This is a genomic window from Micromonospora sp. NPDC048930 (genome assembly GCF_043197935.1).
Lineage (GTDB): Bacteria > Actinomycetota > Actinomycetes > Mycobacteriales > Micromonosporaceae > Micromonospora.
The window spans coordinates 334,100-354,398 of the sequence record NZ_JBICUB010000004.1 but is presented as its reverse complement, the minus strand read 5'-3'; the positions used below and the strand labels follow the sequence as shown (position 1 = coordinate 354,398).

At 74.2% G+C, this 20,299-nt stretch carries 21 protein-coding genes; 9 read left to right on the top strand and 12 right to left on the bottom strand.

The window, feature by feature from the left end; all coding sequences use genetic code 11:
• The first annotated feature begins 195 nt into the window (after positions 1-195).
• Positions 196-429 carry a hypothetical protein gene (locus tag ACGFI9_RS13790; RefSeq protein ID WP_073835435.1) on the top strand — a complete coding sequence of 78 codons (234 nt, stop codon included), beginning with the start codon at positions 196-198 and terminating at the stop codon, positions 427-429.
• 156 nt (positions 430-585) lie between these two features.
• Here the strand turns inward: ACGFI9_RS13790 and ACGFI9_RS13785 are convergent, their stop codons facing one another.
• The 3 genes from ACGFI9_RS13785 to ACGFI9_RS13775 form a co-directional block, all read right to left on the bottom strand.
• Positions 586-2,319, bottom strand: a complete 1,734-nt coding sequence (locus tag ACGFI9_RS13785; protein ID WP_393178307.1) for a DEAD/DEAH box helicase — start codon at positions 2,317-2,319, stop codon at positions 586-588.
• Between the two features lie 297 nt (positions 2,320-2,616).
• Positions 2,617-3,267, bottom strand: a complete 651-nt coding sequence (locus ACGFI9_RS13780; protein ID WP_393178306.1) for a trimeric intracellular cation channel family protein — start codon at positions 3,265-3,267, stop codon at positions 2,617-2,619.
• 40 nt (positions 3,268-3,307) lie between these two features.
• A complete protein-coding gene (locus ACGFI9_RS13775; RefSeq protein WP_393178305.1) occupies positions 3,308-3,526 on the bottom strand; it encodes a DUF3039 domain-containing protein in 219 nt (72 codons plus the stop codon).
• 88 nt (positions 3,527-3,614) lie between these two features.
• Between ACGFI9_RS13775 and ACGFI9_RS13770 the strand changes: the two genes are divergently transcribed.
• Positions 3,615-4,550, top strand: coding sequence for a pseudouridine-5'-phosphate glycosidase (locus tag ACGFI9_RS13770; protein ID WP_393178304.1), 936 nt, complete (start codon positions 3,615-3,617; stop codon positions 4,548-4,550).
• A 76-nt stretch (positions 4,551-4,626) separates the two neighbouring features.
• A complete protein-coding gene (locus ACGFI9_RS13765; RefSeq protein ID WP_393178303.1) occupies positions 4,627-5,517 on the top strand; it encodes a carbohydrate kinase family protein in 891 nt (296 codons plus the stop codon).
• 72 nt (positions 5,518-5,589) lie between these two features.
• Here ACGFI9_RS13765 and ACGFI9_RS13760 read toward each other — a convergent pair whose 3' ends face one another.
• Positions 5,590-5,949 (bottom strand): DUF3099 domain-containing protein, encoded by a 360-nt coding sequence (locus tag ACGFI9_RS13760; protein ID WP_393178302.1) that lies wholly within the window; start codon positions 5,947-5,949, stop codon positions 5,590-5,592.
• A 106-nt stretch (positions 5,950-6,055) separates the two neighbouring features.
• On the opposite strand from ACGFI9_RS13760, the gene ACGFI9_RS13755 reads away from it, so the two are divergent.
• Both ACGFI9_RS13755 and ACGFI9_RS13750 read left to right on the top strand, forming a co-directional pair.
• A complete protein-coding gene (locus tag ACGFI9_RS13755) occupies positions 6,056-6,367 on the top strand; it encodes a hypothetical protein (RefSeq protein WP_231934773.1) in 312 nt (103 codons plus the stop codon).
• A complete protein-coding gene (locus tag ACGFI9_RS13750) occupies positions 6,357-6,668 on the top strand; it encodes a hypothetical protein (RefSeq protein ID WP_393178301.1) in 312 nt (103 codons plus the stop codon). Before ACGFI9_RS13755 ends, ACGFI9_RS13750 begins: the two co-directional genes overlap by 11 nt.
• Before the next feature lie 10 nt (positions 6,669-6,678).
• On the opposite strand, the gene ACGFI9_RS13745 is transcribed toward ACGFI9_RS13750, so the two are convergent.
• The 3 genes from ACGFI9_RS13745 to ACGFI9_RS13735 all read right to left on the bottom strand — a co-directional run bounded on the left by ACGFI9_RS13745 (position 6,679) and on the right by ACGFI9_RS13735 (position 9,843).
• Entirely contained in the window at positions 6,679-7,878 is a 1,200-nt protein-coding gene (locus ACGFI9_RS13745) for a low temperature requirement protein A (RefSeq protein WP_393178300.1), read from the bottom strand.
• 58 nt (positions 7,879-7,936) lie between these two features.
• Positions 7,937-8,512 (bottom strand): HhH-GPD-type base excision DNA repair protein, encoded by a 576-nt coding sequence (locus ACGFI9_RS13740; protein ID WP_393178299.1) that lies wholly within the window; start codon positions 8,510-8,512, stop codon positions 7,937-7,939.
• A gap of 110 nt (positions 8,513-8,622) precedes the next feature.
• Positions 8,623-9,843, bottom strand: coding sequence for a S8 family serine peptidase (locus ACGFI9_RS13735; protein WP_393178298.1), 1,221 nt, complete (start codon positions 9,841-9,843; stop codon positions 8,623-8,625).
• A 184-nt stretch (positions 9,844-10,027) separates the two neighbouring features.
• On the opposite strand from ACGFI9_RS13735, the gene ACGFI9_RS13730 reads away from it, so the two are divergent.
• Both ACGFI9_RS13730 and dtd read left to right on the top strand, forming a co-directional pair.
• Positions 10,028-11,512: a methyltransferase gene (locus ACGFI9_RS13730; RefSeq protein WP_393178297.1), complete on the top strand. Its 1,485-nt coding sequence runs from the start codon at positions 10,028-10,030 to the stop codon at positions 11,510-11,512.
• Entirely contained in the window at positions 11,512-11,934 is a 423-nt protein-coding gene (gene dtd, locus ACGFI9_RS13725; RefSeq protein WP_393178296.1) for a D-aminoacyl-tRNA deacylase, read from the top strand. The genes ACGFI9_RS13730 and dtd overlap by 1 nt, the downstream gene beginning before the upstream one ends.
• Before the next feature lie 82 nt (positions 11,935-12,016).
• Here the strand turns inward: dtd and ACGFI9_RS13720 are convergent, their stop codons facing one another.
• Positions 12,017-12,805, bottom strand: a complete 789-nt coding sequence (locus tag ACGFI9_RS13720; RefSeq protein ID WP_393178295.1) for a sporulation protein — start codon at positions 12,803-12,805, stop codon at positions 12,017-12,019.
• 226 nt (positions 12,806-13,031) lie between these two features.
• Here ACGFI9_RS13720 and sigB point away from each other — a divergent pair, with 226 nt between their 5' ends.
• On the top strand, positions 13,032-14,048 hold the full coding sequence (gene sigB / locus ACGFI9_RS13715; RefSeq protein WP_393178294.1) for an RNA polymerase sigma factor SigB: 1,017 nt from the start codon (positions 13,032-13,034) through the stop codon (positions 14,046-14,048).
• A gap of 70 nt (positions 14,049-14,118) precedes the next feature.
• On the opposite strand, the gene ACGFI9_RS13710 is transcribed toward sigB, so the two are convergent.
• The 3 genes from ACGFI9_RS13710 to ACGFI9_RS13700 are packed head-to-tail and all read right to left on the bottom strand — an operon-like array spanning position 14,119 to position 18,790.
• Positions 14,119-16,674 carry a GNAT family N-acetyltransferase gene (locus ACGFI9_RS13710; RefSeq protein WP_393178293.1) on the bottom strand — a complete coding sequence of 852 codons (2,556 nt, stop codon included), beginning with the start codon at positions 16,672-16,674 and terminating at the stop codon, positions 14,119-14,121.
• A 25-nt stretch (positions 16,675-16,699) separates the two neighbouring features.
• Positions 16,700-17,881 carry an acetoin utilization protein AcuC gene (locus tag ACGFI9_RS13705; RefSeq protein WP_393178292.1) on the bottom strand — a complete coding sequence of 394 codons (1,182 nt, stop codon included), beginning with the start codon at positions 17,879-17,881 and terminating at the stop codon, positions 16,700-16,702.
• Positions 17,882-17,929: 48 nt separating this feature from the next.
• Positions 17,930-18,790 carry a sulfurtransferase gene (locus ACGFI9_RS13700; protein WP_393178291.1) on the bottom strand — a complete coding sequence of 287 codons (861 nt, stop codon included), beginning with the start codon at positions 18,788-18,790 and terminating at the stop codon, positions 17,930-17,932.
• 94 nt (positions 18,791-18,884) lie between these two features.
• Here ACGFI9_RS13700 and ACGFI9_RS13695 point away from each other — a divergent pair, with 94 nt between their 5' ends.
• Positions 18,885-19,571 (top strand): metal-dependent transcriptional regulator, encoded by a 687-nt coding sequence (locus ACGFI9_RS13695; protein ID WP_393178290.1) that lies wholly within the window; start codon positions 18,885-18,887, stop codon positions 19,569-19,571.
• A gap of 9 nt (positions 19,572-19,580) precedes the next feature.
• On the opposite strand, the gene ACGFI9_RS13690 is transcribed toward ACGFI9_RS13695, so the two are convergent.
• Positions 19,581-20,129 carry a hypothetical protein gene (locus tag ACGFI9_RS13690; protein ID WP_393178289.1) on the bottom strand — a complete coding sequence of 183 codons (549 nt, stop codon included), beginning with the start codon at positions 20,127-20,129 and terminating at the stop codon, positions 19,581-19,583.
• Positions 20,130-20,299: the final 170 nt, after the last annotated feature.

Genomic DNA, 20,299 nt, shown 5'->3' with positions numbered 1-20,299 from the left:
TTGGTGATCGGTCGGTTGCCGGTTTGTGATCGTTGACGTGGCACCCTTGGTGCACGGCACACTGTCTTCCACGCCAGGTGTGACCTCGGTCCCCCGCGGGCACACAGGGAAGGCAGGGCCCGAGATGGGTGTTGCACGATAGGTGAGCAACGACCGAAGAGAGTGTTCATCGGTGACGACCAGAGGAGGAAGGCGATGACCCCGACCCTCACGCCGCCGCCCGAGACGGTGAGCCCCCCGGCCGCCGATGAACGGTGCGACCGCTGCAATGCTGCCGGCAAGCTCCGGATCACTCTGGCGGGTGGGAGCGAGCTGGTGTTCTGTGGGCACCACGCGAACAAGTACGCGGAGGATCTCGTGAAGATCACCGTGCGGTACGCGACGGACCCGGAGTTCAGCTGGCGTGGCGCCGATCTGATGGCGAACTGAACCGGAAACCATAACGACGGCATAGCCGACCGGAGGCACCCACACGGGTCGCCTCCGGTCGGCTTTTCTGCGTCCCGTCCGCCCGCCCGCCTTGCGCCGCCACACCCCGTTCCTGACGCAAACTCCTTGATCAACAAGAGAGAGGGGGCCGGGGCCTCACAGGGTTTGGACGGTGGCGATGCGCTCTTCGAGCTGCTCGATGGTGGCCTGGGCGCTGGGGGGTCCGCCGCAGAGGCGGCGCAGCTCGGCGTGGATCTTGCCGTGCGGCTGGCCGGTGCGGTGGTGCCGGGCGGCCACCAGAGCGTTCAGCTGCCGCCGGAGGGCCACCCGACGCTGGGCGGCACTCATCGGTGGGGCAACCGCCGCCGGGGCCGCAGCGGCCGGCTCAGCGGCCCGCTGGGCGGCCTTGCGCCGCTGCGCGGCGAGCTGCTCGGCCTGCCGCTTGGTCAGCAGCATCGACACCTGATCGGCGGTGAGCAGACCGGGGAGGCCGAGGTATTCCTCCTCCTCCGGGGTGCCGGCCTGGGCGGCGGTGCCGAAGGACGCGCCGTCGAAGATCACCTGGTCCAGCTCGGCGGTCGCGGAGAGCGCGGCGAACCGCTTCTCCAGCTCGCCGCTGGCCTGGTCGTCCCGCTGGGCGCGCTCCAGCAGGTCGTCGTCGAAGCCGTCCTGCTCCTTGGCCTTGCCGAGCACGTGGTCCCGCTCGGCCTCCATCTCGCTGGCCAGCCCGAGCAGGTGCGGCACGCTGGGCAGGAAGACCGAGGCGGTCTCGCCGGGGCGCCGGGCCCGGACGAACCGGCCGATCGCCTGGGCGAAGTAGAGCGGGGTGCTGGCGCTGGTCGCGTACACCCCGACCGCCAGCCGGGGGATGTCGACGCCCTCGGACACCATCCGGACCGCGACCAGCCAGCGCTGCTCGGACGCCGCGAACGTCGCGATCCGCGCCGAGGCGCCCTGGTCGTCGGAGAGCACCACGGCGGCCTTCTCGCCGGTCACCTGCTCGATCAGTTTCGCGTACGCGCGGGCGACCTGCTGGTCGCTGGCGATCACCAGCCCACCGGCGTCGGGCATGCCGTTGTTGCGCAGCACGGTCAGCCGGGCGTCGGCGGCCCGCAGCACCTGCGGCATCCAGTCGCCGGCCGGGTCCAGCGCGGTACGCCAGGCCTGCGCGATGAGGTCCTGGGTCATCGGCTCGCCGAGCCGCGCCGCCAACTCCTCCCCCGCGTTGGTGCGCCACCGGGTCTCCCCTGAGTACGCCAGGAAGAGCACCGGCCGGACCACGCCGTCGCGCAGCGCGTCGGAGTAGCCGTAGACGGAGTCGGCGCGGGAGCGCAGCAGCCCGTCCCCGCCCCGCTCGTAGCTGACGAACGGGATCGGGTTGTCGTCGGAGCGGAACGGCGTACCGGTGAGCATCAGCCGGCGCACCGCGGGCTCGAAGGCCGCCTTGACGCCGTCGCCCCAGGTCCGCGAGTCGCCGGCGTGGTGGATCTCGTCGAGGATGACCAGCGTCCGCCGGGTCATGGTGCGCCGCCGGTGCACCTGCGGCGCCATGCCGACCTGGGCGTACGTGACCACCGCGCCGTGGAAGTCGGCGGCGGAGTGCAGGTCGGCGTTGCGGAACGCGGCGTCGAGCTGGATGCCGACCCGGGCCGCCGACTGCGCCCACTGGGTCTTGAGGTGCTCGGTGGGAGCGACCACGGTGACCGCTTCGACGGTGCCGTCGTTCAGCAGCTCGGCGGCGATCCGGAGGGCGAAGGTGGTCTTGCCGGCGCCGGGCGTGGCGACCGCGGTGAAGTCCTCGGTACGGCGACGCAGGTACTCCACCATCGCCTTGCGTTGCCAGGCACGCAGGGGCGGGAACGTCTCGAGCGCCGGCAACCGCGGTGCCACGCGTAGCTCCTCTCCGACCGCCGACGGCGGGTCCCCGGCCGAGGGCCACGGGTGCCGCCGCCCATGAAAACGCCCTCGCGCATCCGGTGCCGCGAAGGCCGACTCAGCATAACCAGCGGGGCCACTTCTCCCCACTCGACGCCACGCTGGTCACATCCGGGCACCCCGGGCTGCCGGGCGGTCCACCTCGGGCGTCCCACGATCCACTCGCCCCGCGGCAGAGCGTGGTGTCGACGTGCCGGCGCAACCCCGACCTGCCGCAGGGCGCGTCGGCCAGCGCGGGCGTCGACCGAGCGGTCAGCCCTGCGGGCCCCGGGTGCCGGTGCGCGGTGGGCGCAGCGTGGCGACCGGGGCCGACCACCGACGGCGCAGCGACACCAGGCGCAGCACGAAGACGAAGGTGGCGGCGACGGTCAGCGGCAGCGCCTTCGCCTGCCCGTACGCGGAGAGCAGGGCCACCAGGATCGACCCGGCGAGCGCGGCGAGGGCGTAGATCTCCCGGCGCAGCACCACCGGGATCTCCCCGGTGAGCAGGTCCCGGCCCAGGCCGCCGCCGATCGCGGTGAGCATGCCGATCATGCAGGCGCCGACCGCCGGTACGTGCGCGTCGAGCGCCTTGAGCGTGCCGGTGACGGTGAACAGGCCGAGGCCGGCCGCGTCGAGCACCAGCACGGTGGTGCGCAGCCGGGCGAGCTGGGGGTGCAGCCAGAAGACGGCGGCGGCGGTGACCGCCGCGGCCGCCGCGTACCGCCAGTCGGCGAAGGCCAGCGGCGGGACCTCGTCGATGACCAGGTCCCGGAAGATGCCGCCGCCGAGGGCGGCGACGACGCCGACGAAGACCACCCCGAACAGGTCGAGCCGTTTCGCCACCGCGGCGGAGGCGCCGGAGGCGGCGAAGACCGCGACGCCGGTGAGGTCGGCGAAGAGCAGGGCGGTGGAGGTGGTCACCGCCGCAGGTTACGCGGGCGGCCGGGATGGCCGCCCGGGATCACTCGGCGTACGAGTCGTAGATCTCCTTGCACTTGGGGCAGACCGGCGAACCGGGCTTGGCCGCCTTGGTCACCGGGAAGGTCTCGCCACAGAGCGCCACGACGAATGTGCCCATGACGGCACTCTCCGCGATCTTCTCCTTGCGGACGTAGTGGAACATCTCCGGACCGGTGTCGGCGTCCTTCAACTGAGGACGCTCGAGAACTTCTGTACTCACGTGTACACCTCCAACGGTCCAGTTTTGCAGGTCGATCCGGGCCGGTCCACCTGGGCCCGGCCCGAAGGCGACCCGTACCGTAACGGAAGTGACCAACTTTCACATCAGTTTCGGCACCGAGGTGGCCGACGCCCTGCGCGACGGGCGTCCGGTCGTCGCCCTGGAGAGCACCATCGTCTCGCACGGCCTCCCCCGGCCGGACAATCTGCTGGTCGCGCGGCAGATCGAGCAGGCGGTCCGGGACGCGGGCGCGGTGCCGGCCACCATCGGCATGGTCGCCGGTGAGCTGATCGTGGGGCTGGACGACGCCCAGCTGACCCGGCTCGCCACGGTCGACGGGGTGAGCAAGCTCTCCGTACGCGATCTCGCGGTGGCGGCGGCGACCGGCGCGGACGGCGCCACCACGGTGGCGGCGACCAGCGCGGTGGCCGCGGCGGCCGGCATCGGCGTCTTCGCCACCGGCGGGCTGGGCGGGGTGCACCGGGAGGCGGCGCAGACCTTCGACGAGTCGGCCGACCTGATCACCCTGGCCCGGACCCCGATCGCGGTGGTCTGCGCCGGGGTGAAGTCGATCCTCGACGTCGGCGCCACCCTGGAGCGGCTGGAGACCCTCGGGGTGGGGGTGGTCGGCTACCGCACCCGCCGCTTCCCCGGCTTCTACCTCACCGACGCCGGTTTCGACCTGGACTGGTCGGTGGAGTCGCCGGAGCAGGTGGCGGACGTGCTGCTGGCCCGGGAGCGGCAGGGCGTGCACCACGGCGGCCTGATCGTGGCCAACCCGCTGCCGACCGACGAGCAGCTCGACCCGGCGCTGCACGACCGCACCCTCGCCGATGGGCTGGCGCTGCTCGCCGAGGACGGGATCACCGGGAAGGCGGTGACGCCGTTCCTGCTGGCCCACTTCCACTCGGCCACCCACGGCGCGAGCCTGGCGGTGAACGTCCGGATCATCCTGCGCAACGCCGACCTCGCGGCGCGGATCGCGGTCGCGGCGGCGGCCCGGCGCACCGACTCCCCGGCATGAGCGAGCGTCAGCGAGCGAATCGTCGGCACAGCGCCCCGTTGTCTCACGCCGGCGCCGAGCGGAGCGAGGTGGCGGCATGAGCAGCCTGGTCGTGGTCGGGGACGTGATCACCGACGTGGTCGCGGTCCTGTCCGGTCCGCTCGCCACCGGGTCGGACACCGCCGCCGGGATCCGGTTCAGCGGCGGCGGCCAGGCGGCCAACACGGCGGCCTGGCTCGCCGCCCAGGGCGCGGACGTCACCCTGGTCGCCGCGGTCGGAGACGACGAGACGGGCCGCGAGCGGGTCGCCGAGCTGGAACGGGTCGGCGTGACCTGTGCGGTGGAGTGGCACGAGGGCTACCCCACCGGCACCGTCATCGTGCTCGCCCACGCCGGCGAGCGCACCATGATCAGCCAGCGGGGGGCGAACCTGCGGTTGACCGCCGGGCAGGTCGACGCCGCCCTGGCGGCGGCGCCCGACGCCGGGCACCTGCACCTGTCCGCGTACACCCTGCTGGACGCCGGGTCGCGCGGCGCGGGACTGCGCGCGCTGGCCGTGGCCCGCGAGCGCGGGCTCACCACCAGCGTCGACGCGGCCTCCGCGGCGCCGCTGCGGCGGGTCGGCGCGACGGCCTTCCTGGGTTGGGTACGCGACGTCGACCTGTTGCTGGTCAACACGGACGAGGCGACGGTGCTGGCCGGCGGGCTGGACCCGGCGGCGCAGGCGCGGGCGCTGACCGCGGTGGCCCGCCGGGTGGTGGTCAAGCGGGGCGCGGCCGGCGCGGTCTGGGTGGACCGGAGCGGGACGGTCGAGACGGCCCCGGCGCGCGGGGTGCCGGTGGTGGACGTCACCGGGGCGGGCGACGCATTCGCCGCCGGCCTGCTCACCGCCTGGCTCGCCGGCGCGGATCCGCGGGCCGCGCTGTCCCGCGCGGGCGACCTGGGCGCGCTCGCGGTCTCCTCGGTGGGCGCCCGGCCGGCCCCCTGACCCGGCGGCACGGTCCGGGCCGGAAGACCCGGAGCCCCCTGACGGTTCGGGCCCTGCCGGGGCCCGGACCGGTCAGGGTTCGGCGTCGATGACCTTGTGCGGATGCTCCTCGGTGGGGAGCGCCATCGGCGGGGTGTCGTCACGCTGGCGGGACTGGAACTTGCCGGCCAGGCGGTGCTGCTCCTTCGGCGGGCGGTCGTTCGCCAGCAGCACCGCCAGCCAGGGGATGAGCACCATCCCGAGGATGCACAGCGGCAGCCAGAGCCAGAGCAGGGGAACCTTCGCACCGACCAGGATCGCGCCGACGACCAGGCACGCGACCCGGATGCCCATCATCAGCACGTAGCGCTTCTGCCGGCTGGTGAGCTGGTCGTCCTGGCTGCGCGACGCGTCGGTGATCAGGATCGGCTGGGGTGCCGGACGCTGCTTCACCACGGACCTCCTCGAGGGGATTACGCCCCATCCTGTCACCCCGGACGGTTGATCGGCGAAAATCGTGACAAGGCGGTGCGTGTTACGTACGTGGTACGCTCCGCCCGTGGGCAACCGGTTCAGCTTCACCGACGAGGCGCTGGCCAACCTGCGGGTCTACGACGTCACGCCCGGGGAAGTCTGGGAGGCCCTGCACAGCACGCGACGGGTCATCCGGCACCTCGGAGACGACGTCATGGTGGTCTACGCGACCGACCACCGGGGGCGGCGCCTCGCCGTGCTGCTGGCCGAGGCCGACGGCACCGACAACGACTGGGACATCCTCTCCGCCCGCGAACTGAGCGACGTCGAGGCCAAGCGCTACGACGAGGCCGTGCGGAGATCGCGCCGACGAGGAGGCGGTCACGATGCACCGTAACGAGGCGACCAAGCGGTTCCACGACGGCGGCGACGCGCTCGCCGACCTGATCGACGAGACGCAGCCGGCGGAACTGCCCACCCCCGACACCGACGTGCCGATGGTCAGCCGCTCGGTACGCCTGCCGCTGGAGACGTACGAACGGGTCCGGGCGGCCGCCGAGGCGCGCGGCATCGGGGTGACCACGCTGATGCGGCAGTGGATCGAGGCGGGCCTGGCGGACCTGGACGACTCGGCGACCGTCTCCCTGGCCGACGTGCGCCGGGCACTCGCCGCGCTGTCCCGACCCACCGCCGCCTGACCGTCCGGGGTCAGATCGGCGGGGCGGGCTGCTCCGGCGGACGGCCCCGGGCACGCAGGGCGTCGGTCACCGCGATCCCGGCCAGCACCGTGGAGGTCGCCGCGGCGACCCCCAGCGGGGGCAGGCGCACGACCAGCGGCACCATCGCCACCAGCACGACGAGGCCGATCAGCCGGGATCGGGACACCCGGCCGAACACCTCGTACTCGAACCGCGTGCGCCCCACCACGAACAGGGCCGGCCCGCCGATGATCACCCACAGCCAGGCGGGATCGGTGTGTCCGGTGGGGTGCCCGATGACCAGCTCGTAGCCGACGGCGGTGGCGACGATGCCGCCCACCATGGCCAGGTGGGTGTACGTCGCCGACTCGGCGAGCCGGCCGGGTTGCGCCGACCCCAGCACCGCCTCCGCCAGCACCGTGCCGGCCCGGTAGAAGTAGATGCGCCAGAGCAGCACGGTGCTCGCGAACGTGATGGCGAAGGCCACCCACTGGGCGCCGGTGAACCCGCTCCCGCTGAAGCCGAAGCCGCTGACCAGGATCATCTCGCCCAGCGCGATGATGATGAACTGCTGGTAGCGCTCCGCCAGGTGCTCCCCGGTGACCGTCCAGGAGGAGGTGGGCGCCCGGCCGCGTCCGGGCAGCGGCCAGCCCAGCCGGGCAGCGGTGTAGTCGATGACGACCGCCACGGTCCAGAGCACACCCCGGGCGTCGTCGTGGGTGATCGCCCCGGCGATCCACGGCACCGCCGACACCGCCGCCCACACCAGGATCCGGGCGGCGTTGTGCTGCTCCGGGTGGCGCCGCATCACCACGGTGAGGACGAGCGGACGGCCGACCTGGACGATGACATAGCCGAGGACGAAGGAGAGGCCGCGCACGTCGAACGCCTCCGGCAGCGACACCGCCATCACCATGCTGGCGAACATCGAGGCCGCCACGACGAGTTGCAGCGCCGGCGCTTCCGGGTTGTACCGGCTCGTCGTCCAGGTGGTCAACGACCAGACGGACCAGAGCGCGAGCAGGAGCAGCAGCGTCTGCCCCACCTCGGGCAGGAACGTCCGCCGCTCCACCGTGAAGTCGTTGATCAGCCGGGCCGACACCCGGGTGAGCGCGAAGACGAAGGCGACGTCGAAGAAGAGCTCCAGGAAGGTCGCCCGCGGCGAGGTCTCCCTGCCGCGGAGCAGCTCCTCTCCTCGTGGATCCGCCATCCCCCGCCCGCCGTCGTCACCTGATCACCTCACGGTACGGGGGCGGGCCGGGGTCGCGTCACGCCTTCGCGGCCTTCGCCTCCGCCTTCATCCGCTGCTTGTACTCGCGCACCCGGCGCAGCGACTCGGGGTCGGTCACGTCGGCCACCGACCGGTACGCGTCGGCGTCGCCGTAGCCGCCGGCGGCCTCCCGCCAGCCGTCCGGGGCGACCCCGAAGCGCTTGCCGAGCAGGGCCACGAAGATCTGTGCCTTCTGCCGGCCGAAGCCGGGCAGCTCGCCCACCCGGCGCAGCAGGTCGCGGCCGTCGGCGGCCTCGGACCAGAGCCGGGCCGGGTCGCCGTCGTACCGCTCGACGAGCACCTGGCACACCTCCTGCACCCGGGCCGCCATGGCCTTGGGGAAGCGGTGCAGGGCGGGTGGCTGGGCGAAGAGGGCGACCAGGGCCTCCGGGGCGTACCCGGCCAGCTCCCGGGCGTCCGGCTCGTGGCCGAGCCGCTGAGCCAGCACGTACGGGGAGGAGAACGCCTTCTCCATCGGCACCTGCTGGTCGAGCACCATGCCGAGGAGCAGCGCCAGCGGGCTGCGCGCGAGCAGCTCGTTGGCCGCCGGGTCGATGGGCAGGGAGAGCGTCATGCCTCCATCCTGCCCGGCCGGCCGCCACCGGCCGCGCCGACTCCCCGCAGGACGCGGCACGGCCCGGTGGACAGGGGTGGGGTCCACCGGGCCGCGGGCGGGGCCGGTCGTCAGTTGACGACGAAGAGCAGCCGGTTCGGCGAGCCGGAGCCGGGGCTGGTCACCTTGCCGGTGGTCGCGTTGGTGGTCAGGTAGCTGGCCACCTGCGCCGGGGAGTACGACGGGTTGGCGCCGAGCACGAGCGCCGCCGCGCCGGCCACGTGCGGGGTGGCCATCGAGGTGCCGCTGATCGTGTTGGTGGCGGTGTCGCTGGTCCGCCAGTCCGAGGTGATCGACGAGCCGGGCGCGAAGATGTCCAGGCACGAGCCGTAGTTGGAGTACGAGGCGCGGGCGTCGGTGCTGGTGGTGGCGCCGACGGTGATCGCCGAGGCGACCCGGGCCGGCGAGTAGCTGCAGGCGTTGGCGGTGGAGTTGCCGGCCGCGATGGCGTACGTGACGCCGGAGCTGATCGAGTTGGCCACCGCGTTGTCCAGGGTGCTGCTGGCGCCGCCGCCGAGGCTCATGTTGGCCACGGCCGGCTTGACCGCGTTCGAGGTGACCCAGTTGACGCCGCTCACCACGCCGGCGGTGGTGCCGCTGCCGGAGCAGTTGAGCACCTTCACCGCGACCAGGCGGACCCCCTTGGCCACGCCGTACCGGGCGCCGCCGACCGTGCCGGCGACGTGGGTGCCGTGCCCGTTGCAGTCGGTGTTGTTGGTGTCGACGGTGTTCGTGCCCCAGGTCGCCCGGCCACCGAAGTCGCTGTGCGTGATCCGGATGCCGGTGTCGATGATGTACGCCCGCACGTTGCTGGCCGTGTTCGGGTACGTGTAGGTGCCGTTGAGGGGCAGGCTGCGCTGGTCGATCCGGTCCAGACCCCAGGTCGCCCCGGTCTGCGTGCCCTGCGTGGTGACGACCCGGTCCTGCTCGACGTACGCGACGGCCGGGTCGGCGGCGAGCCGGCGGGCCTGGCCGACGCTCATCTTCGCGCTGTAGCCGGTGAGCGCGGCGCTCCAGACCGTGCCGACGGTGCCGCCGTAGCGCGCGGCGAGGCCGGCGGCGCGGTCCGGCACCGCGCTCCGGGCGGCGAGGCTGTTCGCGGCGCCGACCGCGTCGGTCTTCAGCACCACCAGGTAGCTGCCGCTGACGGCGTCGGGGGCGTTGGCGTAGCGGATGTCGCCGGTCGGCGCGGCGAGGGCGGGGGTGGAGGCGGCGGCCGCAAGGGCCGCGGCGGCGGCCGTGACGGCGAGCGCGCGCAGCGCGCGACGCCGGGGAACGGACACGTCGGGCATCGTCTGGCTCCCTACCGGGCGCGCCCGGGCTCGTGGCCGCCGGGGCACCCATCGACGGATGTTGGGGGAGATGCTAGCCAGACATCGAAGATCGTGAAAGAGATAGCGGCCGGTTGATGCCGCCCGCGGTATGGATGTCGCGGGTGCCGGGCGCACGCCGACGCGGGGAAGGCAGGATGGCGACGTGGATCGTCATGACATGCTGCTCTCCCCCGCCGGCGTGGACGCGCTGCGGACCGCGCTGGCCCGGGCGGACTTCACCTCGAACGGCATCGCCAACCGGCTCGGCCCGCAGGCCACCGGCGGGGTGGCCCGCAACGACTTCCGGGCCGCGCTGCGCGCCACCGAGGACCGCGACCCCCTGGCGACGCTGATCCGGGTCTTCATCTGCGACCAGACCGAGGCGGAGTCGGCGGTGGCCGCCGCGCTCGCGCCGCTGCCCGTGGAGGAGGCCCTCGCCGGCGGGATCGTCGAGCGGCACGGCGACGGCCTGCGCGCCGGCGTCGACCTGGAGCCGTACGGGGACGACTGGTGGGTCCTCGCCGACGTGCCGGCCAGCGCCCGGCCCGGCCGGCCGCTGCACGCCGAGCACGTGCTGGGCATCGGCGGGGCCACCCAGACGCTGATCGGCGCGACGGTCCGCCGCCCGGTGGAGACGGCGCTGGACCTGGGCACCGGCTCCGGCGTCCAGGCCCTGCACCTGTCCACCCACGCCCGCCGGGTGACCGCCACCGACGTCTCCGAGCGGGCGCTGCGCTTCGCCGCCACCACCGCCGCGCTCAACGGCCAGGACTGGGAGCTGCTGCGCGGGGACATGGTGGCCCCGGTGGCCGGACGCCGGTTCGACCTGGTGGTGAGCAACCCGCCCTTCGTGGTCGGCCCCGGTACCACCACCCACGTCTACCGGGACTCGGGCCGGGTCGGCGACGCGATCGGCGCCGAGCTGGCCGCCGCCGCGCCGCACCTGCTCACCGAGGGCGGGACCATGCAGTACCTGGCCAACTGGGTGCACGTCACCGGGGAGGACTGGGCCGAGCGGGTGACCGGCTGGTTCGCCGGCACCGGGCTGGACGCCTGGGTGGTCCAGCGTGAGGTGGCCGACCCCATGGCGTACGTCAACCTGTGGCTCACCGACGTCGGCGACACGGCGGACCCGCAGCGGATGGCCGACTGGCTGGACTGGTTCGACGCGCACAAGGTGGAGGCGATCGGCTTCGGCATCGTCTCGCTGCGCCGGGGTGGCCACGACGAGCCGATCGTCCGGGTCGAGGACCTGCGGCAGCGGGTGGAGCCGCCGATGGGCGACCGGGTCGCCGAGTGGTTCGACCGGCAGGACTGGCTGCGCGCCCGGGACACGGACGGGCTGCTGGCCGCGCGTTACCGCGCCGCCGAGGGGCTCCAGCTGCGGCAGGAGGCCACCATGGGCGACGAGGGCTGGGCCGTGGACCGGCAGGTCCTCGCCATGCCGCACGGGCTGCGCTGGTCGGAGGAGATCGACCCGCTGGTGCTGGCCCTGGTCGGCGGGGCGGACGGCCGGCTGCCGCTGCGCGACCAGCTCGCCCTGCTCGCCGCCGCGCACGACGTCACCCCGGACGAGCTGGCCGAGGCGGCCGGGCCGATCGTGGCGCACCTGGTCGAGCGGGGCCTCGTCGAGCCGGTGGCGGACTGATGCGGGCGGTGGTGCAGACGGTCAGCCGGGCCGGCGTGACCGTCGACGGCGAGGTGGTCGGCGAGATCGCCGACGGCCTGCTGGTGCTGCTCGGCGTGACGCACGCGGACACCGCGCAGGTGGCGGCGACCATGGCCCGGAAGATCCACGAGCTGCGCATCCTGGACGACGAGCGGAGCGCCGCCGACACCGGCGCGCCGATCCTGGTGGTCAGCCAGTTCACCCTCTACGGCGACGCCCGCAAGGGCCGGCGGCCGAGCTGGACTGCCGCGGCCCCCGCCGAGGTGGCCGAACCCCTGGTCACCGCGGTCGTCGAGGCGCTCAGGGAGCGCGGTGCCAAGGTCGAGACCGGCCGCTTCCGCGCCCACATGCTCGTCGAGTCCGTCAACGTCGGCCCCCGCACCATCGTCCTCGACCTCTGACCCCCTTTTTCCGATTGACCAAGGAGTTTGCGTCTCCTGGGGCCCGGAATCCGACGCAAACTCCTTGATCACGCCGAGACGGTCAGAAGAAGAGGCCGCGGCGGGAGAGGGACTGGCGGAGCCAGCCGTCCAGCTGGGCGGCCCAGTCGGTGCGGTCGGCGGTGGCGTGGTCCACCGTGAACCTGCCGAACGCGTCGTGGCCCTCGGTGAAGAGGCCGCCGCGCTTGTCCAGCTCCAGCACCACCTGCACCCGCTGCGGATCGGTCACGAAGGTGACCTCCAGCTGGTTCATCGCCCGGGCGTACTGCGGCGCCGGGTGGAACTCGATCTCCTGGTAGAAGGGCAGCGTCTGGTGCACGCCGTAGATGTGGCCGCGCTCGACGTCGGCCCGGGCGAACCGGAAGCCCAGCCGCAGGAGCGCCTCCAGCAGCCGCTCCTGGGCGGGCAGCGGATGCACCGCCACCGCGTCCAGGTCGCCCTTGTCGACCGCCCGGGCCACCTCCAGCTCGGTACGCAGCCCCATGGTCATGCCGTGCAGGTGCTGGCCGTACAGGTCGGTCAGCGGGGTCTCCCACGGCACGTCGAAGCGGAACGGCACGTCGAACCGCTGCCCCGGCTCCACCCGGAACGCGCCGGTCACCTGCCGGCGGCCGAACTCCTGGGTGGTGTCGTACTCCGAGTCGCCGCTCTCCACCTCGACCCGGGTGACCAGGCCGAGCGCCACGTACGAGACGTCCACCGGGTGGTCGCCGCCCAGCACCTGGATCCGGCCCTCCAGGTGGCCGCCCGGACGGCAGTTCGGGTTGGCCAGCACCGTCTCCACCGACGGTCCACCCACACCCATCGCCTGCATGAGCCGCTTGAAGACCACCGCGTCCTCCGATCGCCTGTGCTGCCGCGCCCCGGTGGCCGGCCGCTGGCACGGTAACCGGGTCGGGCAAGCGGCACCCGATTTTCCGCCGGGATTGCTGTCGGTTCCCCGATCGCCTCACTCCCGTTTCACGCCCCGACCGCCAAGCTGTTCATCACCGGCATCACCGCGCCGGCACGCGGCACGGACACCGGTACGCGGCACCGAAGGACACGGGGAGATAGAGATGGCCCAGCAGATGATCGAGCACCAGACCCGCCCGGCTGCCACCATCGACGCCGAGGCCGGCACCGATACCCTGACCGATCTGGACGCCACCGACGAGCGCGGCGTCTCCACCGACCTGGTCCGGGCGTACCTGAACGGCATCGGCCGTACCAAGCTGCTCACCGCGGCGCAGGAGGTCGAGCTCAGCAAGCGGATCGAGGCCGGCCTCTTCGCCGAGGAGAAGCTCTCCACCTGCACCCCGGTCTCGCCGGAGCTGCGCGCCGACCTGGAGCTGATCGTGGCCGAGGGCCGCGCCGCCAAGGACCACCTGCTGGAGGCGAACCTGCGGCTGGTGGTCAGCATCGCGAAGCGCTACACCGGCCGCGGCATGGCCTTCCTCGACCTGATCCAGGAGGGCAACCTCGGCCTGATCCGCGCCGTCGAGAAGTTCGACTACACCAAGGGCTACAAGTTCTCCACATACGCCACCTGGTGGATCCGCCAGGCCATCACCCGCGCCATGGCCGACCAGGCCCGCACCATCCGCATCCCGGTGCACATGGTCGAGCAGGTCAACCGGATGGTCCGGGTCCGCCGGGAGCTGTCGATCACGCTGGGCCGGGAGCCCACCGTCGCCGAGGTGGCCAAGGCGCTGGACATCCCCGAGTTCCAGGTGATCGAGCTGATCTCGTACGACCGGGAGCCGGTGAGCCTGGACCAGGCGGTCGGCGAGGACGGCGAGAGCGCGCTCGGTGACTTCGTCGCCGCGGTCGACCCGCGTCAGGAGCCGGGCGACGCCACCGCCAACGGCGAGCTGCGCAACGAGGTACGGATCGTGCTGGCCACCCTCTCCCAGCGGGAGCAGGCGGTGATCCGGCTGCGGTTCGGCCTGGACGACGGCCGGCAGCGCACCCTCGACGAGGTGGGCCGCGAGTTCGGTCTGTCCCGGGAGCGGATCCGGCAGATCGAGAAGGTCACCCTGCTGAAGCTGCGCGACCCGGAGCGGGCGAACCGCCTGGAGGCGTACGCCTGCTGACCCCGCACACCAGAAGGCCCCGGCGGCACCGCCGGGGCCTTCTGGTGCTTGAAGCGACAGGGGCCCTTCCTCACAGCCGGCGGGGGCCGGTGTCCGGGCGGGGCGCCTCCGCGCCGGTGCGCACCGTGGCGTGCAGCACCGAGATGCCGTCCGGGCGGGCCAGCACCGGGTTGAGGGTGAGCGAGCGGACCCGGGGCTGCTCGTCGGCGAGCCGACCGACCCGCAGCAGCAGGTCGACCAGGGCCGCCCGATCGACCGGCGCGGCGCCCCGGTGGCCGCGCAGCAGCGGCGCGGCCCGCGGCTCGTCGACCAGCTCGGCCGCGTCCCGGTCGGTCAGCGGCACCGCCCGCCAGGCCCGGTCGCCGAGCAGCTCGGTGGCGACGCCGCCCAGGCCGAAGCCGACCACCGGCCCGAACGCCGGGTCCTCCACCAGCTCGACCACGCAGGCCACGCCGGGCGGGACCATCGGCTGGACCAGGACGTCCGCGCCGAAGAGCGGGGCCATCTCGGCGTACGCGCGGCGCAGCGCCGCGGCGTCGGCCAGGTCGAGCCGGACCGCGCCGAGGTCGAGCCGGTGCCGCAGCCCCGGGGCGGCCGCCTTGAGGGCGACCGGCCAGCCGAGCCGCTCGGCGGCCGCCACCGCCGCGTCGGCCGAGGACGCCGGCGTCGACGCCACCACCTCGATCCCGTACGCCCCGAGCAGCCCCGCCGGATCGGCGCCGTCGGCCCGGAGCGCGGCCTGCCCGGCCAGCCGGTCCACCCGGTCCAGCTCGGGCAGCACCCCGGGCGGGCGGCGCAGCCAGTCGGCGTACGTGGTGACCCGGGCCAGCGCCCGGACCGCCTCCTCCACGCTCGGGTACGCCGGCACCCCGGCCGGCACCCGGCCGGCGAGGAAGGTCGCCACCACCGGCTTGCCGGTGCTCCGCGCATCGGGCAGCGCGGCGGCAAAGTCCGCCTCCGGGTCGGCGAGCTGGCCCGGCAGCGGCGGCGCGAAGAGGGCCACCACGGCGTCCACCCGCTCGTCGGCGGCGGAGGCGGCCAGTGCGGCGGCGTACTCGGCGGCGCCGGCCCGGGGGCCGACGTCGTGCGGGTAGCCGTCGGCGACGGTGAGGCCCTGGGCGGTGCAGGCGGTGGCGGCCAGCCCGGTCAGCGCCGACGAGTTGCCCACCACGGCCACCCGGCGGCCCGCCGGCAGCGGCTGGTGAGCCAGGAGCACGCCGACGTCGAGCAACTCGGAGACGGTGTCCACCCGGATCACCCCGGACTGGGCGAAGAGCGCGCTGACCGCGGCCGCGTCCAGGGCCGGGGCGTCGCCGACGCCGGGCGGGCGGGCCAGCGAGGCGAGCGCGACCACCGGCTTGCTCCGGCCGATCCGCCGGGCCAGCCGGGCGAACTTGCGCGGGTTGCCGAAGGTCTCCAGGTAGAGCGTGATGACGTCGGTGCCCGGGTCGTCCTGCCAGTACTGCAGGAGGTCGTTGCCGGAGACGTCGGCCCGGTTGCCGGCGGAGACGAAGCTGGACAGCCCGAGGCCGCGCCGGGACGCCTCGGCGAGCAGGGCCACCCCGAACGCGCCGGACTGGCTGAACACGCCGACCCGGCCGGGGGCGGGCAGCACCGGGGCGAGGGTGGCGTTGAGGCGTACCGCCTCGTCGGTGTTGGCGACGCCGAGACAGTTCGGCCCGACCACCCGCATGCCGGCCAGGTGGGCGGCCCGGACCAGGGCGCGCTGGACGGCCGCCCCCGCCGGCCCGGACTCGGCGAACCCGGCGGAGATCACCACCAGGCCGTGCGCGCCCGCCTTCGCCGCGTCGGCGACCACGTCCAGGGCCGCCTCCGGGGCGACCGCCACCACCGCCAGGTCGATCTCGATCCCCGCGTCGGCCGCCGACGGGTAGGCGGTCAGCCCCGCCACGGTCGCCGCGGTCGGGTGCACGGGGACGATCGTGCCGGTGAAGCCGCCGTCGCGCAGGTGCCCGAGCAGGGCCGCGCCGACGCCCTGCCCGGTGGTGCTGGCCCCGTACACGGCGATGCCGCGCGGGGCGAGCAGCCGGGCGATCGAGCGGGCCTCGGTGCGGTGCTCCCGGCCGCGCTGCACCTCCAGTGTCGCCTCGGTGGGGGCGATCGGGAAGCTCAGGTGCACCACCCCGTCGGCGAACTGGCGGGCGACCTGGTAGCCGAAGTCGGAGAAGACCCGCAGCATCGCCCCGTTGGCCGGGAGCACCTCGGCGACGAAGTGCACGATGCCGTACCGCCGGGCCGCGTCGGCCAGGTGCTCCAGCAGCACCGAGCCGATCCCCCGGCCCTGGTACGCGTCCTCCACCACGAAGGCCACCTCGGCCTCCGGCGATCCGGGGCCGAGCCGCTCGTACCGGCCGACCGCGACGATCCGTTCGCCGGCCAGCACCACGAACGCCTCCCGGTCGCGGTGGTCCACGTTGACGAAGCGCTGCAGGTCCCGCTGCGGGATGCGCGGGTACGGCGAGAAGTAGCGCAGGTAGCGGGTGCGCTCGGAGAAGCGCGAATGCATCGCCACGATGGCTGCGGCGTCGTCGGGACGGATCTGTCGCAGCTGGACGGTCGTACCGTCGCTGAGCAGCACGTCCACCGGTTGCTCGACGGTTGTCACCGGTCGGTCCTCCCCTACCGCCGGATCAGTCGCGCGGGTCGTGCGGGTCGAGCCCGTGCAGCGGGAAGACCGCCCGGCGGGTGGCGGCGATAGCCCGCCCCACCGCGTCCGGCTCGCCGTTGGGCTGCCACGGCTGGTACGACGGGTCGACGTCGTCGGTCATCCGCAGGGGGATCTCGTGGCCGGGCCGGCGCTTCGCGGCCAACTCCCGCCAGCCGGGCGGGGTCAGCGTGGCCGGGTCGAGGGGTTCCCCGGTGGCCACGGCGAGCAGGTGCGTCCAGGCCCGGGGCACCACCTCGACCAGCGCGTACCCGCCGCCGCCGAAGGCCACCCAGCGGCCGTCGCACAGTTCGTCGGCGAGCGCCCGCAGCGCCTGGTAGGTGGCGCGCTGGCCGTCGACGGAGAGGTGCAGGTCGGCCAGGGGGTCCCGCTTGTGGCCGTCCGCCCCGCACTGGGTCACCAGGATCTGCGGCCGGAACGCCCGCAGCACCGACGGCACGATCGCGTGGAAGGCGCGCTGCCAGCCGGCGTCGCCGACGCCCGGCGGGAGCGGCAGGTTGACCGCGCTGCCCTCGGCGCCCGGTCCGCCGGTCTCATCGGGGAACCCGGTGCCGGGGAAGAGCGCCAGCGGGGTCTCGTGCAGGCTGATCGTGAGCACCCGCGGGTCGTGGTAGAAGATCTCCTGCACGCCGTCGCCGTGGTGCACGTCGACGTCCACGTACGCGATCCGCTCCGCGCCCAGGTCGAGCAGGCGGGCGATGGCCACCGCCGGGTCGTTGTAGACGCAGAAGCCGGCGGCCCGGGCCGGCATGGCGTGGTGCAGCCCGCCGGCCACGCTGACCGCCCGCCGGGCCTCCCCGCGCCACACCGCCTCGGCGGCGGCCACGCTCGCCCCGGCGATCAGCGCGCTGGCCTCGTGCATGCCGTCGAAGACCGGATTGTCCGAGGTGCCCAGCCCGTAGCCGGCGAAGAGCGGATCCCGGGGCGCGGCCCGCACCGCGTCCAGGTAGCGCGGGTCGTGCACCCGGGTCAGCAGCTCGTCGTCGGCCGGCTCCGGCTTGACCAGCCGCACCCCGGGCCGGTCCAGCACCCCCAGCTCGCGGGCGAGCGCCATGGTCAGCTCGACCCGGACCGGGTCGAGGGGATGGTCACCCATGTCGTAGGCGAGCAGGGCCTCGTCCCACACCACCACCGTGTCGTCGGCCATGGGCTCATCGTCGCACGCGTGCCGGATCCGACCCGTCGCACGCCCTGCTCAGCGGGCGGGTGTCTCGCCTCCCGTGGCTACCGGCCGGTCCGGGTCGGCGACCCAGTTGCTCCACGAGCCGACGTACAGGGCAGCGTCCGGGCGGCCGGCGAGGTGCAGGGCCAGCACCGCCTGCGCGGCGGTCACTCCGGAGCCGCAGTACGCGCCGACCGGCGTGCCCTCGGCGACGCCGGCGGCGGCGAACCGCGCGCGCAGCGCCTCGGCGGCCGGGAAGCGGCCGTCGGTGACGTACTCCGGGGCGGGCAGGTTCACCGCGCCCGGCACGTGCCCGGCGACCGGGTCGATCGGCTCGGTCTCGCCCCGGTAGCGCGGGGCGGCCCGTACGTCGAGCAGCACCCCGGCGTCGGCGGCGGCCAGCCGGGCGGCCTCGGCGGCGTCGAGCACCGGCAGCGCACCCGGGGCGACGGTGACGTCCCCCGGCGCCGGGGTGGGCGGCTCGGTGGAGACGGGCAGGCCGGCGGCGACCCAGGCGGGGAAGCCGCCGTGCAGCACCCGGACCGCCCGGTGGCCGGCCCACCGCAGGGTCCACCAGGCGCGGGCGGCGGCCATGCCGTCCCCGCCGTCGTACACCACGACGGGGTGACCGGCACGGACCCCGGCGGTGCGCAGCGCGGCCTGGAGCGCGGCCGGGTCGGGCAGCGGGTGCCGGCCGGCGGCGCCGGGCCGCCCGCAGAGTTCCGTGTCCAGGTCGACGAAGACGGCGCCGGGCAGGTGGCCGGCGGCGTAGTCGTCCCGGCCGGGCGGCCCGACCAGCCGCCAGCGGACGTCGAGCAGGGTGGGCCGGTCGGCACGGTCGAGCTCGGCCGCGAGCCGGTCGGGCTCGACCAGCAGGTCATCGGTTCCGGACATGCGGTCCAGTCAACACCATCCGGGTACGACCCCGCGGTTCGCCGTCGGTCGATCGTCGGGGGTCCGGGGTAGCATCGATCACCGGGAGGCCGCCTTGAAGCACGATCTTGTTGACACTACGGAGATGTACCTGCGCACCATCCTCGAATTGGAAGAGGAGGGGGTGCCGCCGCTGCGCGCCCGGATCGCGGAGCGGCTCAAGCAGAGCGGTCCCACCGTCAGCCAGACCGTCGCCCGGATGGAGCGGGACGGCCTGCTCACCGTCGAGGGCGACCGGCACCTGTCGCTCACCCCGCTGGGCCGCACCACCGCCGTCGCCGTGATGCGCAAGCACCGGCTGGCCGAGCTGCTGCTGGTGAACGTGATCGGGATGCCCTACGAGGAGGCCCACGAGGAGGCGTGCCGCTGGGAGCACGTGATGAGCGACGCGGTGGAGAAGCGGGTCTACGACCTGCTCAACCGCCCGACCCGCTCGCCCTACGGCAACCCGATCCCGGGCCTGGAGGAGCTGGGCGAGCCCGGCGCGGCCGAGAGCGACTCGGCGGAGGGTGAGCGCAACCTGGCCTTCCCCGGCCTCACCGGCCCGGTCGTGGTCCGCCGGATCTGCGAGAGCGTGCAGACCGACGCGGACGTGCTGCGGCAGCTGCACGCGGCGGGTGTCGACCCGGGCGCCACGGTGACGGTGGCGCAGGAGCGCGACGGCGTGTCGATCGACCGCTCCGGCGACCGGATCCGGCTGCCCCGCGAGGTCGCCTCCCGGGTGTTCGTGGCGGCCCACTGACCCCGCCGGTCAGAGCTTGCGGGTGTCCAGGGCCTTCGCCAGGTCGACCAGCTTCGTGGCCAGCTTGTCCGCCTGCGCCGTGGCGGTGCCGGGCGGGCAGGTCCAGCGCAGGGTGGCCAGCCGCCCCTCGGTGGCCAGCCAGCCCACCTCGGCCGCCGGGCCGGCCTTGCCGCTCTTCGGCACCGTCCGCCGGTAGGCGATCTTCCCCAGCTTGGTGACCTTCTTCGCGCCCCGGGGCAGCACGTCCATGCTGAAGCCGGACGCGTCGATCGACGTGTCGGTGACGGTCAGGGCCAGCTCCGGCAGGAGGGACTGCTCGGCGCGGACCACGCAGGTGTGCGTGTCGCCCTTGTCCACCGCGGCGGCCACGTCGAACTTCCCGCCGGTGTGCTTGGCGATCACCCCGAAGTCGAGCAGCCGGCACGCCCCGCCCGAGGAGGCCGCGGCCGGCTCGACGGGTGCCGGCGCCGCCGCCGGCACCGCCACCGGCGGCCGCTCCGCCGCACAGCCGGCGGTCAACAGTACGGCCGATGCGAGGAGCCAGGTCCGGGCGCGCACGTGGGAACCTCCGCAGTCGTCGGCGGGGTGCCCGCCGGATGTCCGTCGGACACCGTACGGGCAACCCCGCCGCCGCGAAAGACCGGGACACGCCTCGCCACCCCGCCGCCACCTGATCGGCCCGGAATGCGGCAGGTCGGGGACTTCACCCGCCCGGATACGGCGGGTTG